The 12,614-nt window shown below is 75.5% G+C and carries 13 protein-coding genes; 9 read left to right on the top strand and 4 right to left on the bottom strand.

Going from position 1 to position 12,614, the window contains the following annotated elements; all coding sequences use genetic code 11:
• Window positions 1-35: 35 nt before the first annotated feature.
• From MU522_RS08515 to MU522_RS08550, 8 genes are all read left to right on the top strand, one after another.
• On the top strand, window positions 36-1,355 hold the full coding sequence (locus tag MU522_RS08515) for an aspartate aminotransferase family protein (RefSeq protein WP_246990621.1): 1,320 nt from the start codon (window positions 36-38) through the stop codon (window positions 1,353-1,355).
• A gap of 37 nt (window positions 1,356-1,392) precedes the next feature.
• Window positions 1,393-2,109, top strand: coding sequence for a Type 1 glutamine amidotransferase-like domain-containing protein (locus MU522_RS08520; RefSeq protein WP_246990622.1), 717 nt, complete (start codon window positions 1,393-1,395; stop codon window positions 2,107-2,109).
• Entirely contained in the window at window positions 2,106-2,822 is a 717-nt protein-coding gene (locus tag MU522_RS08525; RefSeq protein ID WP_246990623.1) for a uracil-DNA glycosylase, read from the top strand. The genes MU522_RS08520 and MU522_RS08525 overlap by 4 nt, the downstream gene beginning before the upstream one ends.
• Complete coding sequence (locus tag MU522_RS08530) at window positions 2,822-3,409, top strand: GNAT family N-acetyltransferase (protein WP_246990624.1); 588 nt, start codon at window positions 2,822-2,824, stop codon at window positions 3,407-3,409. Before MU522_RS08525 ends, MU522_RS08530 begins: the two co-directional genes overlap by 1 nt.
• Before the next feature lie 102 nt (window positions 3,410-3,511).
• Window positions 3,512-3,907, top strand: coding sequence for a hypothetical protein (locus MU522_RS08535; RefSeq protein ID WP_246990625.1), 396 nt, complete (start codon window positions 3,512-3,514; stop codon window positions 3,905-3,907).
• A 93-nt stretch (window positions 3,908-4,000) separates the two neighbouring features.
• Entirely contained in the window at window positions 4,001-4,993 is a 993-nt protein-coding gene (locus MU522_RS08540; RefSeq protein ID WP_246990626.1) for a hypothetical protein, read from the top strand.
• Window positions 4,994-5,036: 43 nt separating this feature from the next.
• A complete protein-coding gene (locus tag MU522_RS08545; RefSeq protein ID WP_128189015.1) occupies window positions 5,037-5,438 on the top strand; it encodes a hypothetical protein in 402 nt (133 codons plus the stop codon).
• Complete coding sequence (locus tag MU522_RS08550; RefSeq protein WP_246990627.1) at window positions 5,435-6,865, top strand: amidase; 1,431 nt, start codon at window positions 5,435-5,437, stop codon at window positions 6,863-6,865. The genes MU522_RS08545 and MU522_RS08550 overlap by 4 nt, the downstream gene beginning before the upstream one ends.
• Here the strand turns inward: MU522_RS08550 and MU522_RS08555 are convergent.
• Entirely contained in the window at window positions 6,862-7,365 is a 504-nt protein-coding gene (locus MU522_RS08555) for a hypothetical protein (protein WP_128189013.1), read from the bottom strand. The genes MU522_RS08550 and MU522_RS08555 overlap by 4 nt on opposite strands.
• A 34-nt stretch (window positions 7,366-7,399) precedes the next feature.
• Between MU522_RS08555 and MU522_RS08560 the strand changes: the two genes are divergently transcribed.
• The gene (locus MU522_RS08560; RefSeq protein WP_246990628.1) at window positions 7,400-8,650 is read left to right on the top strand and encodes a glycosyltransferase; all 1,251 of its coding nucleotides are present in this window, start codon (window positions 7,400-7,402) and stop codon (window positions 8,648-8,650) included.
• A gap of 33 nt (window positions 8,651-8,683) precedes the next feature.
• Here MU522_RS08560 and MU522_RS08565 read toward each other — a convergent pair whose 3' ends face one another.
• The 3 genes from MU522_RS08565 to MU522_RS08575 all read right to left on the bottom strand — a co-directional run bounded on the left by MU522_RS08565 (window position 8,684) and on the right by MU522_RS08575 (window position 12,539).
• Window positions 8,684-9,469, bottom strand: a complete 786-nt coding sequence (locus MU522_RS08565) for a crotonase/enoyl-CoA hydratase family protein (RefSeq protein ID WP_246990629.1) — start codon at window positions 9,467-9,469, stop codon at window positions 8,684-8,686.
• An 80-nt stretch (window positions 9,470-9,549) separates the two neighbouring features.
• The gene (locus MU522_RS08570) at window positions 9,550-10,362 is read right to left on the bottom strand and encodes a PspA/IM30 family protein (RefSeq protein ID WP_246990630.1); all 813 of its coding nucleotides are present in this window, start codon (window positions 10,360-10,362) and stop codon (window positions 9,550-9,552) included.
• Window positions 10,363-10,454: 92 nt separating this feature from the next.
• Entirely contained in the window at window positions 10,455-12,539 is a 2,085-nt protein-coding gene (locus MU522_RS08575; RefSeq protein WP_246990631.1) for a TPM domain-containing protein, read from the bottom strand.
• Between the last annotated feature and the right edge of the window lie 75 nt (window positions 12,540-12,614).

Raw genomic sequence — 12,614 nt, forward strand, 5'->3', positions numbered from 1 at the left:
AGGCGGCCACGGCGGCCGGCGCACCGAGGAGGACCATGTCCAAGCACCAGCTCCACCCGGCCGATGGCGACCGCGCGCGCGAGCTCGACCGCCTCATCCTCCACTCCTGGTCGAAGCACGGCTCGACCAACCCCTTCACCGTCGCGCGCGGCGAGGGCGTGCGGCTCTGGGACCACGACGGGCGCGAGTACCTCGACTTCTCGAGCCAGCTCGTCAACACCAACATCGGCCACGCGCATCCGCGGGTCGTCGAGGCCATCCAGCGCCAGGCGGCCGAGCTCGCCACCGTCGCCCCCGCCACCACGAACCTGCGCCGCGGCGAGGCTGCCGAGCGCATCCTCTCGACGATCGATGGGCTCGCCGCGGTCTTCTTCACGAACGGCGGGGCGGATGCGGTCGAGAACGCCATCCGGATGGCGCGCGTGCACACGGGCCGCACGAAGGTGCTCTCGCACTACCGGTCGTATCACGGCAACACCGGCGCTGCGATCAACGCGACCGGCGACCACCGCCGCCTCGGCAACGAGTTCGCGCTCGGCCACGTGCACTGCTTCGGGCCGTTCCTCTACCGCTCGGAGTTCTGGGCGACGAGCGAGGAGCAGGAGGGCGAGCGGGCGCTGCAGCACGCGCGCCGCGTGCTCGAGTCGGAGGGCCCGGAGACGTTCGCCGCGATCCTCGTCGAGCCCGTGCCCGGAACCGCCGGCATCCTCGTGCCGCCGCCCGGCTACCTGCAGGGGCTGCGCGAGCTCGCCGACCGCCACGGCATCGTGCTCATCCTCGACGAGGTGATGGCGGGCTTCGGCCGCACGGGGCACTGGTTCGCGCACCAGCACGACGGCGTGCGGCCCGACCTCGTCACCTTCGCGAAGGGCGTGAACTCGGGCTACGTGCCGGTCGGCGGCGTCATCATCGCCGAGCACATCCTCGGCACCTTCCGCGAGCGGCCCATCCCCGGCGGCCTCACCTACGCGGGCCACCCGCTCGCCGCCGCCTCGATCGTCGCCACGATCGACGCGATGACCGACGAGCGCATCGTCGAGCGCGCCGCCCACCTCGGCGCCGACATCCTCGGCCCGGGCCTGCGCGCGCTCGCCGAGCGGCACCCGGTCATCGGCGAGGTGCGCGGCCGCGGCTGCTTCTGGGCCCTCGACCTCGTGGCCGACCGCGGCACGCGCGAGCCCGTCGACGCATCCGTCGTCGCGCGCCTGAAGTCCCTGCTGCTCGAGCGCGGGTACGTGCCGTTCACCGCCGACAACCGCATCCACGTGACGCCGCCGCTCGTGATGGGCGACGACGACGCGCGCGCGGGCCTCGCGATCCTCGACGAGGCGCTCGCGGCGCTCGGGTCGCCCTGACCCGGCTCCGCAGCGTACGGCTGGCAGACTGGCCCGCATGAGCATCCACCTGCTGGGCGGCGGCTGGGCCGACGACGAGTCGCGCTGGACCGGCCGCTTCGTCGCCGAGGCCCGCGAGCGCGCCGAGGGCGCCCCCGTCATCGTCTGCGTGCTGTGGGCGAAGTCCGAGTCGGAGGGCGCCGGCTGGCACGACGACTACGTCGACGACCTGACGAAGCTCGGCGCCGGCGAGGTGCGCATCGTGCAGCTGAGCCCCGAGCGGCAGCTGCAGCCGACCGACCTCGGCGGCGCCGAGGGCATCTTCGTCGGCGGCGGGCTCACGCCCGGCTACCACGCCGCGATCATGCCGGCGGCCGACACGATCCGCGGCCTCGTCGCATCCGGCGTGCCCTACGCGGGCTTCTCGGCCGGCGCGATGATCGCCGGCGATGTGGCGCTGCTCGGCGGCTGGCGCATCGGCGGCGTGCCGGTGTGCGCCGAGACGAGCGGCGAGGGCCTCGACGAGGTGACGCTCGACGCGGGCCTCGGCCTCGTCGACCTCGTCGTCGACGTGCACGCCGCGCAGTACGGCACGCTCTCGCGGGCCGTCGCGATCGTGCACGCGGGGCTCGCCGAGCGGGTGGTGGCGATCGACGAGAACACCTCGCTCATCGTCGGCTCCGGCGGGCTGCAGGTCGCGGGCGACGGCTCCGTCTGGACCGCCGACCGCGCCGGCGACAGCGACCGCGTCGCCGTCGGCGTGCTGGCCGCATGACGGCGCGGCCGCTCGCCGAGCTCATCGACCCGGGGTGGGCGGATGCGCTCGCGGGCGTCGAGCAGGTCGTGCACGGCCTCGGCGACCGGCTGCGCGCGGAGGCCGCCGAGGGGCGGCCGTGGCTGCCCGCCGGCGACGCGGTGCTGCGCGCGTTCGCGCAGCCGATGGACGACGTCAAGATGCTGATCGTCGGCCAGGACCCGTACCCGACGCCGGGGCACCCGATCGGGCTGTCGTTCGCGGTCGAGCGGCACGTGCGCCCGCTGCCGCGCTCGCTGCAGAACATCTACCGCGAGCTGCGCGACGACCTGGGCCACGAGCCGGCCGCCCACGGCGACCTGACCGCGTGGAGCGAGCAGGGCGTGCTGCTGCTGAACCGCGTGCTCACGGTCGGCGCGGGCGCGCCCGCCTCGCACCGCGGCTGGGGCTGGGAGCAGGTGACCGAGGCCGCGATCCGCGCGCTCGTCGCCCGCCGGCGCCCCGACGGCTCGCGCGCGCCGCTCGTCGCGATCCTATGGGGGGCGCAGGCGCAGTCGCTCGCGCCGCTCCTCGACGACGTGCCGACGATCGCCTCCCCGCACCCGTCGCCGCTGAGCGCGAGCCGCGGCTTCTTCGGCTCGCGGCCCTTCTCGCGCGCCGACGCCGCGCTCGCGGCGCAGGGTGCGGCGCCCGTCGACTGGCGCATCCCGGCCGAGGCCGAGGCGGCCGGCTGATGCTGCCCGAGGAGTACGAGCGCCGGCGTCGCCTGCCCCGCCACCTGCGCGACCCCGAGCACCGCGACCCCGACTTCGCCTTCCGCATCCGGCCCGCCGAGGCGGCCGACCTGCCGGCGATCCGCGACATCTACCGCCACTTCGTGCTCAACTCGACGGTCACCTTCGACGAGCGGCCGAAGACGCTCGGCCAGTGGCGGCGCACGCTGCGGGAGACCGGCGAGCTGCGGCTGCCGTTCCTCGTGGCCGAGAGCGCGACCAGCACGGTGCTCGGCTACGCGCTGACGCAGCCGTGGAAGCAGCGCAGCGCCTATCGCTACACGGTCGAGTCGTCGGTCTACCTCGCGCCGGCGGCCGCCGGCCGCGGCCTCGGCCGGGCCCTCATGGAGGCCCTCATCGAGGCGACGCGCGAGCGCGGCGTGCGCGAGATGATCGCGGTGATCGCCGATCAGGGGGCGGATGCGTCGATCGCGCTGCACGAGCGCCTCGGCTTCGAGGAGATCGGGCGGATGGGCCGGGTCGGCGTGAAGTTCGGGCGCGAGCTCGGGATCGTGCTGCTGCAGAAGTCGTTGCGCAAGCGGCGCTGAGGGTAGCCGCAGGGTTCCGTAACACCGATTGCGAACGCCGGTCGCGGCGGAGGATGCTGACGCTGAGCGGCGGTGCACCACCGCTGCAGGAAGGTCGTCGCCATGGCCGTCGCGCAGCATCGAGCCCCCACCGTCTTCGCCGTGCCGACCGGGTGGGCGGTCGCCGCCGCGCTCGGCGCGGGCGTGCTCATCGGCGTCCTGCTCGGGGTGCTGTTCTCGCCCGACGCGCAGGGCCTCCAGGTCGGCGTCACGTACGGCGCGATCCTCGGGCTGCCCGCGGCGGTCGCCGTCGTCTTCTCGCGCCGGTCGATGCAGCAGGGCACCCACCTGTGGATGCTCGGCCTCGTCGCAGTGGCCTCGGTCGCGGTGATGGCGGCGCTGCTGTTCGCGCTCTCGCAGCTGAGCCTCGCGATGGCGCCGGCAGGCCTCGTGCTCGGCGCCGCGACCGCGATCGTGGCGCTGCTGGTCGGGCTCTGGACGGCGCACCGCAGCGCGTAGGCGCGACGCCGTCCGCGCTCGCCGCGGCGGCCGCTCGCGCCTCGCCGGCGGGCATGGCCGCGCCACAGCGGCGCGCGGGAGACTGAGCGCACCATGCACCGCACCCTCGTCTGGCTCGCCGCGCTCGTGCTGGCGCTGCCGCCGCTCGTCATCGCCGCGAGCTGGGCGGTGCTCGCGCCCGAGCTGCCGAGCCGCATCGCGACCCACTGGTCCGACGCGGGGGTCGCCGACGGCGTCTCGGAGACGACGCCGATGGGCATCGGGCTGCTCGCCGCGACCGGGGCGATGCTCGTCGCGGCGCTCGTGCTCGCGGCGCTGCGCATGGACGACGGCGCGCGCGCCGTGGTGCTGTCGATCATGGCCGGCGTCAGCGCCATGCTCGCGGCCGCCTGGGTGATCTCGGCGGTGACGACGATCGAGGCCGGCAGCGCCGAGCAGGCGGTGCTCGGGCCGTGGCTCGCGCTGCTCGTGGGCTCGGTGCTGCTGCTCGTGGCGCCGTGGCTCATCCACCCGCGCGGCGAGGTGCGGGTGCGCGACACCGATCCGCCGCTGCCGCTCGAGCCGACCGACGCCGAGCGGTGGAGCGCCGACGCGCAGTCGCCCGTATTCTTCCTGCTCGGCATCGCGCTGCTCGTCGGCGGCGTGCTGGCCGCGCTGCTGCTGCCGCTCGGCGACGGGCCCGTGGCGCGGGTGCTGCTCGCGCTCGTGCTGCTGCTCGCGGCCGCGGTGGTGATCGGCATCGCCCGCATCCGCGTCGTCGTCGACGCGGACGGGCTGCGCGTGCGCAGCGCCCTGCTCGGCTTCCCGCTGCGGCGCATCCCGACCGCGCGCATCCGCGTCGCCGAGGCGCGGCTCGTCGAGCCGCTGCACTGGGGCGGATGGGGCTACCGGGGCCTGCCGGGGCACGTGGCGGTCGTGCTGCGGCGCGGCCCGGGCATCGTCGTGACCACCCGCGAGGGCGCGCGCTTCGCCGTCACCGTCGACGGCGCCCAGGTGGGCGCGGCGGTGCTGGCCGGCGTCGTGGCCCGGCATCGCGCGGGGGAGCGTGCGGCCGACGACGAGCCGTGGGCGCAGCCCGAGCCGTGAGCGTCGGCGCGCCGTGTCGGTGCGCGGTGCCACGATGGACGGCATGACGGAGTTCGAGGCCTGGCGGGCGTCGCGGGAGCAGGCAGACGTGAGCGCAGCGGCGGCGGCCGCGGCCGACGACGTGCGCGCGACGGTCACCGACCTCGGCCCCGGCTTCTGGATGGTGTCGGTCGCGGGCGCCACGCGCGGCTTCATCACGCAGATCGAGGTGAAGGGCGAGGTGCGCTTCGAGGCGCGCCTGCGCCACGTGAACCCCGGCCAGGGCACGCGCATCGGCGAGTACTGGGAGATCGAGAAGGCGGTGCTCGCGATCCTCGCCGAGCCGTCGCGGGTCGTCGGCCGCGACCCGTTCCGCGAGCTGACGAACTACGCGACCCGCGACGAGATGCGCGAGCGCACCGAGCGCAGGCGGCTGCAGCGGCGCGCGGGCCGGTACTTCGGGTGAGCGCGCTCCACGAGCTGGGCGCCCTCGACCTCTGGCGGCTCCTGCACGCGCGCGACGTGAGCGCCGTCGAGGTCGCGCAGCACTTCCTCGACCGCATCGAGCGCGTCGACGACGCGCACGCCTTCGTGCATGTCGACGCCGAGCTCGCGCTCGCCCGCGCCCGAGCCGTCGACGGCGCCGACGATCGCACCGGGCTCATCCACGGCCTGCCCTTCGCCGACAAGGACCTCACGCAGCGCGCCGGGCAGCCGGCGACGTTCGCGAGCCGCTGGATGGCCGGCAACGTCGCCGACGCGACCGACCCGGTCGCGCAGCTGCTCGACGACGCGGGCGGCGTCACGCTCGGCCGCACCGCCGCGCCCGAGCTCGGCTTCGCCGGCTACACCCGCTCGGCGCTGCACGGGCCCACGACGCTGCCGGGCCACCCCGGGCTCCACGCCGGGGGCTCCTCGGGCGGCGCCGCGGCGGCCGTCGCGCAGGGGCTGCTGCCGTTCGCGCCCGGCTCCGACGGCGGCGGCTCCATCCGCATCCCGGCCGCCACGTGCGGCCTCGTGGGGCTGAAGCCCACCCGCGGCCGCATCCCCGCGCAGGGCGGCGTCGGCACGATCGGCGGGCTCGTCACCGCCGGCGCGATCGCGCGCTCGGTCATCGATGTCGCGCTCCTGACCGACGCGCTCATCGGCCGCGTCAACGGCGTCGCGCCGCACGGGCTCACGCTCCGCGCGCCCGAGCGCGACGACGGCTCGCTGCTCGCCGCGGCGGTGCGCGGCGAGGGGCGCTACCGCATCGCGGTCATGACCGGCGGCACGCCCTGGGACGAGACCGACGACATCCGCATCTCGCCCGAGGCCACGGCCGCCGTCGACGCGACCGTCGCGGCGCTGACCGCCTTCGGGCACGAGGTGGGCGAAGTGGCGCTGCCGGATGCGTCGGGGTACCCCGAGGCGTTCACGGCGCTCTGGCGAGGCGGTGCGGCGGCAGCGCCCATCGCGCGCGAGCGCCGGCACCTGCTCGAGCCGCTCGCGCGCTGGATCGTCGAGACGAGCGACGGGCTCACCGCCGGCGGGCTCGCGCGGGCCCAGCTGTGGGCGACCGCCTTCGAGCGGCGCGTGCTCGCGGCGTTCGCGCCATGGGACGCCGTGCTCACGCCGGCGACGGCGCTCACGCCGCGCCCCCTCGACTGGTACCCGGAGGACGGCGAGGCCGACTTCCGCCACCAGGTGCTGCACACGCCGCACACGTCGTTCGTCAACGTGACGGGGCTGCCGGCGATCGCCCTGCCGGTGCACCGCACCACCGAGGGGCTGCCGATGGGCGTGCAGCTGATCGGCAGGCCGGGGGAGGAGGCGACGCTGCTCGCCATCGGCCGCCAGCTCGAGCGGCGCATCCCCTGGACGCAGCGCGTCGTCGACGCGATGCGGCCCTAGGCCGGGGGCTCGACCGGGCGGCCGCCTGTGCGCCTGGCGGCGCGCCCGCCAGGTCGTCGCGCCGGCTTCGGCAGGTAGCCGCCCTTCACGAGGTCCGCCTCGATCTCGAAGCGGTTGCGCAGGCCGTCCTGGCCGGCGGCGAGGTACATCGGGATGAACCACAGCCCGTAGCGCTCCCACTGGCGCCGGTGCACGTCCTCGTGCTCGAGGATCTCGGGCGAGAGGGCGCTGCGGGTGAGGAAGGTCGCGCCGATCGTCGTGCCGCCGCGGCCGAAGGCCCACGAGGGCAGCCCCGAGATGACGGTGAGCTCGCCCACCTGCCGCTCCTCGCCGCCGAGCAGCCGACCCCAGAGGCGCGCCGCGCGCGTCGCGAAGCGGTGCCCGGCGCGCGCCACCGGCGGCGCCGTGAGCGCCCGGAGCGCGGGCCCCGAGGCCGAGCGGCCGAGCGCGCCGATCGCGGCCCCGACCGCGCGGAGCGGGCCCGGTCGCGAATCTGCCATGCGGCCGACGATAGCGCCCGGATACGCTGGGTGCATGCGCCAGGAGCCGTACGGCCACACCCCTGGGACGCCCCTCAGGATCGCGATCGTGTCGATGCACACGTCGCCGGCCGACCGCCCGGGGAAGGGCGACGCGGGCGGGCTGAACGTGCTCGTGCTCGAGAGCGCGATGGCGCTCGCCGGCCGAGGCAACCACGTCGACGTCTTCACCCGCTCGGTCGGCGCTCCGCACGCGCACTCGCTCGCGCCCGGCGTCACGCTCTACGCGCTCGAGACGGGCGGCGGCATCGTGCGCAAGCATGAGCTGCCCAACCTCGCCGACGCCTTCGGCGACCAGCTCCAGCGCGCGGCGCTCGCGGCGACCGACCCGTACGACGTGATCCACGCGCACTACTGGCTCTCCGGGCTCGCGGCGCTGCCCGTCTCGCTCTCGCTCGGCATCCCGATCGTGCAGACGTTCCACACCCTCGCCGAGGAGAAGAACCGCCGCCTCGCCGACGGCGACCGGCCCGAGCCCGAGCGCCGCCTCCTCACCGAGCGGTACCTCGCGAGCGAGGTCGACGCGATCGCGGCCGTCTCGCGCGCCGAGATCGACGTGCTGTGCGACGGCGTCGGCGCGCCGGCCGAGCGCGTCTGGCTCGTGCCGCCCGCGGTCGACACGACCGTCTTCCACCCCGCGCCCGTCTCGTCCCGCGAGGCGGTGCGCGCACGGCTCGGGGTGCGCGCCGACGACGGGCTCGTCGTGTGCGTCGGCCGGGTGCAGGCGGCGAAGGGCCAGGACCTCGCGGTGCGGATGCTGCCGCACCTGCCCGGCGCCGTGCTCGTGCTCGCGGGCGACGCGACGCCCGGCTCGGAGCGCTACCTCGAGTCGCTGCACGACCTCGCGCGCGAGCTCGGCGTCACCGACCGCGTCCGTCACATCGGCAGCCTCGAGCGGCCGGCGCTCGCGCAGCTGCTCGACGCGGCCGACGTCGTCGTGGTGCCCAGCCGCACGGAGTCGTTCGGCCTCGTGCCGCTCGAGGCCGCCGCGAGCGGCACCCCGGTCGTCGCCGCCCGCGTGGGGGGCCTCATGGAGTCGGTGATCGACGGCGAGACGGGCGTGCTCGTCGACGGGCGCGACCCGGCCGAGTGGGCGGAGGCGGTGGGCGCGATCCTCGACGACGTCGACCTGCAGCTCGAGTTCGGCCTCGCCGGCCGCCGCGCCGCGAGCCGCCGCGACTGGCAGGACGTCGCGCACGAGCTCGAGGACGTCTACCGCGCGACCGCGGCGGCGCGGGCGCTGTAGCAGGTCGGCGCGCTGCAGCGCCGCCGCCCGGCGTCAGCTCCCCTCGAACGCGACGGGTGTCGCCGTCAGGTACGACTCCGCGGCGCGCCGCGCATCGCCGGTCGCGGCGAGCCGCTGCACGGCGGGCAGGAGCCCCGCCACCGCATCCGTCGTCGCCGGCTGCGCCGCCCGGGCGGCGGCGAGCGTCGCCTGCACCGCGAGCGGCGCCTGCGCCGCGACGCGCTCGGCGAGCGCGAGCGCGCGCTCGAGCTCGGTGCCGTGGGGCACGACCTCCTGCACGAGCCCGATCCGCAGCGCCTCGGCGGCGTCGAAGCGGTCGCCGGTGAGCATCCAGCGCATGGCGTCGCCCCAGCCGAGCCGCGGGAAGCGCACCGTCGCGCCGCCGAAGGGCATGATGCCTCGCGCCACCTCGAGCTGCGCGAAGACCGTCGAGTCGGCGGCCACCACCACGTCGCTCGCGAGCGCGAGCTCGATGCCGAGCGTGAAGCACGTGCCCTGCACCGCCAGCACGACGGGCTTCGACACCGGCCGCGTCTGCAGGCCCCACGGGTCGAGCCCGCCCTCGGGCACGAGCTCCGGCCTTCCCGTCGCGATCCGAGGCGCGATGTCGGCGAGGTCGAGGCCGGCGGTGAAGTGGTCGCCCGCGGCCGAGACGACGCCGACCCGCAGCGCCGGGTCGCGGTCGAGCTCGCCGTACGCGAGCGCGAGCTCGTGCAGCATGCGCTGGTCGGCGGCGTTGCGCTTGCCGACCCGATCGAGCCGGATGTGGAGGATGGGTCCGCGCCGCTCGAGGGCGACGCGCGGTGTCGTGTCGGTCACGCCGTCAACCTAGCCCGGGCAGGCGAGGAGGGGGCGGACGGTCGTCCGCCCCCTCCAAGGCCGTGCGCGCGAGCGCGCGATCAGCGGTCGACGACCTCCGCCTCGACGTGGTCGCCTGCGCCCTGCGAGCCGCCCTGCGAGCCGCCGAGCGCCGCGTTGGCGCTGGAGCCCAGCTGCCCCTGCGCGCCGCCGTGCTTGAGCGCGGCGAGGCGCGCCTCGATCTCGGTCTCGCGGCCGACGTCCTCGAGCGCCTCGAACTGCGCGTCGAGCGTCGAGGCGGCGAGCTCCTGCTGGCCCATGACCTTGGCCTCCTCGCGACGGATCTTCTCCTCGAAGCGGCCGATCTCGCTCGTGGGGTCGAGGATGTCGATCGACTTCACCGCGTCGTGCACCTGCGACTGCGCGTCGGCGACCTTGGCGCGCGCGATCAGCTCGGAGCGCTTCGACTTCAGCTGGTCGAGCTTGCCCTTCATCGTCTCGAGGCCGGTCTTCAGCTTGTCGACGACCTCGTTCTGCGACTGGATCGACGGCTCGGCCGCGCGGGCCTCCGACTCCGACTGCATCTGCTTGCCGATGGCGACCTTGGCGAGGTTGTCGAACTTCGCGGCGTCTGCCGGGTGCTCGGCGCGCATCTCGTCGGCGCGCTGCGAGGCGGCGAGCGCCTTGCGGCCCCAGTCCTCGGCGGCGCGCACGTCCTCCTGGTAGTCCTGCTCCTGCAGGCGGAGGTTGCCGATGGTCTGGGCGATGGCGGCCTCGGCCTCTGCGATCGAGTTCGTGTAGTCGCGCACCATCTGGTCGAGCATCTTCTCGGGGTCCTCGGCCTGGTCGAGGAGCGCGTTGATGTTGGCCTTCGCGAGCTGCGCGATGCGGCCGAGGATGGACTGCTTGGACATGGTGTTCCTTCCTGCGGGTGCCGCCGGAGCGGCCGGTCGTCGTGTGATGGACAGTGGTGTGGGATGCGCTGCGCGGCCCGGGCGGGCCGGCGTCAGTCGCCGAAGGAGCCGCCTCCGCCGCCGAAGCCGCCGCCTCCGCCGCCGAAGCCGCCCCCGAAGAAGCCGCCGCCTCCGCCGCCGAACGAGCCGCCGCCGCCGGAGAAGAGGTCGCCGAGGCCCCCGCCCCCGCCGCCGCCGGAGCCGCCCGCGAAGGGGTCGCTGTACTGGCCGGGCGCGGCGCCGCCGCCGTGGCCGCCGCCGGAGAGCATGTCGCCGAGGATGTAGCCGAGCAGGCCGCCCGTGAGCATGTCCTGCCCGCGCCCGCCCTGGCGGTAGTAGGGGTTGCGGGGCTGGCCGCCCCAGCCGCCGACGTCGCCCGAGGCGTCCTGCATCGCCTGCTCGGCGTGCTCGGAGGCCGCCTGCGCGTACTGCGCGGCCGTGTGCGGGTCGGCCTCGCGGAGCCGCAGCGCCTGCGCGAGCTCCTGCTGCGCGGTCGAGAGCAGCTGGCGCGCGTGCATGCCGACGCCGATGCGGCGGGTGTGGATGAAGTCCTCGGCGCGGTCGATGTTGGCGCGCGCCGACTCGATCCAGCGATCCAGCGTCATCTGCTGCCGCTGCACTTGCGCGCCGCCCTCGCGCAGCTGGCCGGCCGCCTCGTCGAGGCGCTGGTTGGCGCGCTGCAGGTTGCTCAGCACGGTGAGCGTGTCGGTGGGGCGCCGCTGGGCGATGGCCACCTGCTCCTCGACGTGGTGGATGAGCGGGGCCAGGTCGATCGTCGACGTGCTGCGGAGCGTCTTGGCCGCCGCGATGTCGCCGATGGAGTCCTGCACGAGCTCGCCGAGCTGCTGCCTCGAGTGCTCGAGGTCGCGCTCGGCGCGCTCGACGGCGGCGAGCAGCCCGGAGGCCTGCGCGAGGGCAGCCTCGGCGGCGTGCACGGCGAGCGCGGCGTTGGCGCCGTTGCCCGCCTGCACGGCGTCGCGGCCGGCCGCGAGCGACTGGTCGATGTTGGGCAGCTGCCGCTCGGCGCCGGCGATGTTCTCGCGCACGGGGTCGATCGAGGCGCCCGAGTGCAGGTCGTCGAGCCGGTCGAGGATCTGCCGCGCGCTCGCGATGCGGCCGTCGAGCGCCTGCCGCGACTGCGCGACCGTCTCGAGCACCTGGGGCGCGTTCTGCTCGAGGTTGCGCAGCTGCTCGAAGGAGGTGGCGTGGCTCGCGAGCTCGCGGCCCGCGCCCTCGGTGATCTGCAGGATGCGGCTCGACCAGTCGTGGCGCTCCTGGTCGCTGTCAGGGAAGGCGTCGTCGAGCTGCTGCTGCAGCCCGAAGGCCTCGGCGAGCCCGCCCTTCGCCTTCTCGAGCGCCTGCCGGTAGGGCGCGACGGCCTCCTCGCCGAACTGCGCGTTCGCGAACGCGAGCTCCTGCTCGCTCTGCTGCACGGTGTCGTCGAGCTGCACGAGCGCGATGTCGGCGCGCTGCTTGAGCTCCTCGAGGCTCAGCTGCTGCTGCTGCACGGCGGCCTGCTCGCCGCGGCGCTTGCGGTTCGCGCGCACGCCGCGCGTGATCGCCCACGCGCCGCCGCCGACGACGGCCGCGCCGCCGACGAGCGCGACGACCGGCCAGATGGCCGAGCCGTCGACGTTCACGTCGGTGCCCCCGTCGCCGCCGCCCTCGTTCGCGGCGATCTGGTCGCTGAACTGCGTGATGCCGCCGGCGAAGTCGCCCGAGTTGAGGGCCGGCAGCAGCACGCCCTGCAGCGCGTCGTTCACCTGGGAGGTGTCGCGCGGGAAGCCGTTCGCGACCGAGTAGGCGTACTGGCCGTCGTCGACCGCGATCGCGAGCAGCATCGACGACTGGTCGAGCCCGCTCTGCTCGGCGCTCGTGTTGGCCCACTCGTCGCGCGCCATGCCGTCGAAGGAGTCGACGAAGACCGCGTACACGTCGGCGTCGCTCTCGGCGTTGTTGCGCTCGAGGTGCGCGGCGATCTCGGCGGCGTCGGCCGAGAGCTGCCCGGTCGTGTCGACGAAGACGTCGCCGCCCAGGTCGACGGGCGCCTCGGTGGCGAGCGAGCCGGCAGAGAGCCCCAGGAGCCCGGCGGCACCGAGTGCCACCACCGCGAACGGGCGGACGATCCGGACCTGCATCTGCGCTCCCTTGCGGCCGGCCTGTCGGGCTGCCGACTCGGCGCGAGTCTAGCCAGCGGATCTGGCCGCGAGCCT

The sequence above is a fragment of the Agrococcus sp. SCSIO52902 genome (assembly GCF_022983135.1).
Taxonomy (GTDB): Bacteria; Actinomycetota; Actinomycetes; order Actinomycetales; family Microbacteriaceae; genus Agrococcus; species Agrococcus sediminis.

Bases quoted from the DNA above. Each gene is read 5' to 3' on its own strand.
- MU522_RS08515 (WP_246990621.1), top strand. From the start codon at position 36: ATGTCCAAGCACCAGCTCCACCCGGCCGATGGCGACCGCGCGCGCGAG.
- MU522_RS08520 (WP_246990622.1), top strand. From the start codon at position 1,393: ATGAGCATCCACCTGCTGGGCGGCGGCTGGGCCGACGACGAGTCGCGC.
- MU522_RS08525 (WP_246990623.1), top strand. From the start codon at position 2,106: ATGACGGCGCGGCCGCTCGCCGAGCTCATCGACCCGGGGTGGGCGGAT.
- MU522_RS08530 (WP_246990624.1), top strand. From the start codon at position 2,822: ATGCTGCCCGAGGAGTACGAGCGCCGGCGTCGCCTGCCCCGCCACCTG.
- MU522_RS08535 (WP_246990625.1), top strand. From the start codon at position 3,512: ATGGCCGTCGCGCAGCATCGAGCCCCCACCGTCTTCGCCGTGCCGACC.
- MU522_RS08540 (WP_246990626.1), top strand. From the start codon at position 4,001: ATGCACCGCACCCTCGTCTGGCTCGCCGCGCTCGTGCTGGCGCTGCCG.
- MU522_RS08545 (WP_128189015.1), top strand. From the start codon at position 5,037: ATGACGGAGTTCGAGGCCTGGCGGGCGTCGCGGGAGCAGGCAGACGTG.
- MU522_RS08555 (WP_128189013.1), bottom strand. From the start codon at position 7,365: ATGGCAGATTCGCGACCGGGCCCGCTCCGCGCGGTCGGGGCCGCGATC.
- MU522_RS08560 (WP_246990628.1), top strand. From the start codon at position 7,400: ATGCGCCAGGAGCCGTACGGCCACACCCCTGGGACGCCCCTCAGGATC.
- MU522_RS08570 (WP_246990630.1), bottom strand. From the start codon at position 10,362: ATGTCCAAGCAGTCCATCCTCGGCCGCATCGCGCAGCTCGCGAAGGCC.
- MU522_RS08575 (WP_246990631.1), bottom strand. From the start codon at position 12,539: ATGCAGGTCCGGATCGTCCGCCCGTTCGCGGTGGTGGCACTCGGTGCC.